Annotated in this window: 1 protein-coding gene; it reads right to left on the bottom strand. The window is 44.4% G+C overall.

From position 1 onward, the window contains the following. Window positions 1–96: 96 nt before the first annotated feature. Window positions 97–1,044: a DUF4917 family protein gene (locus ACYVL5_RS23625; RefSeq protein ID WP_460597995.1), complete on the bottom strand. Its 948-nt coding sequence runs from the start codon at window positions 1,042–1,044 to the stop codon at window positions 97–99. Between the last annotated feature and the right edge of the window lie 50 nt (window positions 1,045–1,094).

Below are 1,094 nucleotides of genomic sequence, written 5' to 3'. Positions count from 1 at the left end.
CGGTGGTCTAAAGGCATCCGAAATTGGGACCCCGTGGGGGCCGTTTTCCTTAATCCTGAGCCTGCGCCGGAAATCATACTCGCCGCAGCTTAAAACTCAGCAGAGGCGACAACTACCTTGACACCCGCCGTGTTCAAAGATATGTAAGTCTGAGTTGTCAAAGGAGTGACCATATATAAACAATGTACCTTCTAAATCTTTAATTGCACGGAAGCAAAAGTCGAGGTATGGATTATGAGAAATGCGAATTTTCTTTTTTTCGTATGTTGGCTCTGAAACAAAAAGGGGGAATTTGTTATCTCTAAGATTGTTCCTCACCTGGTCTACAATTGAGTCACCACCATCTGTGTAAATGTGCTTTTTTATTGTTGTTGAGGTGTCATATATGTGTATCCCGCCGTGTAAGAAAAATATTTGTTGATCCGTTCCATATCCCTGCCACTCGTTTCGATAACGAAACCCGTCGTCAGTGTCAAAATCAAGGGGCTCTATGCCACCTTGGTTTCTTGCCCAATACATCAATAGGTCGTAATTCAAGGTGAATATCTTTGAATATTGGCTCAGAAATGTTCTTACCGCTCGATATTGTGCGTTGCTGACATCATAGGGCCTGCCGGGGTGAGTGGTTGCAATTGCAGATATCAAGGCCTCTTTCAGTTGTACAGCATCAGCGCGAATTTGCTGAATTGTAGCTACATCCCCTCCATAGATTTCTAGAACATCTGCTGCGGCGAGCATCTTGTGCATGACGGTTTCGAAGTCATAGGTCCCGAAGCGATTAAAGACACCACGTATTTCAGCCTCCCTTGCTCCAAAATCAGCCTGTGTGAATAAATTTTGGTAGTTAAAAATAGTTCCATCCCAAGACTGAGAAAAGCCATTCCCCAAAAGAATGGCTTTCTCCGCGCCAGGTGGTACTTGCCTCATAGCTTCATCAAAAGTTAACACCTTACCCCCTTTTTTTGATAACGTAAAATATTTTTCGCTTTTTTGACTAGCACGGCAGTGCCCCGCCGGGTTAAGAATTGAGTCGCCAAACAACAATTCGATACCCCAGGAGGGACACTGCCGTGGAGAACGAGTCTACTACAAAA

Source organism: Geomonas sp. Red276, from assembly GCF_054784495.1.
The sequence above is the reverse complement of the archived record's forward strand: the minus strand, read 5'-3'. Positions and strand labels throughout refer to the sequence as shown.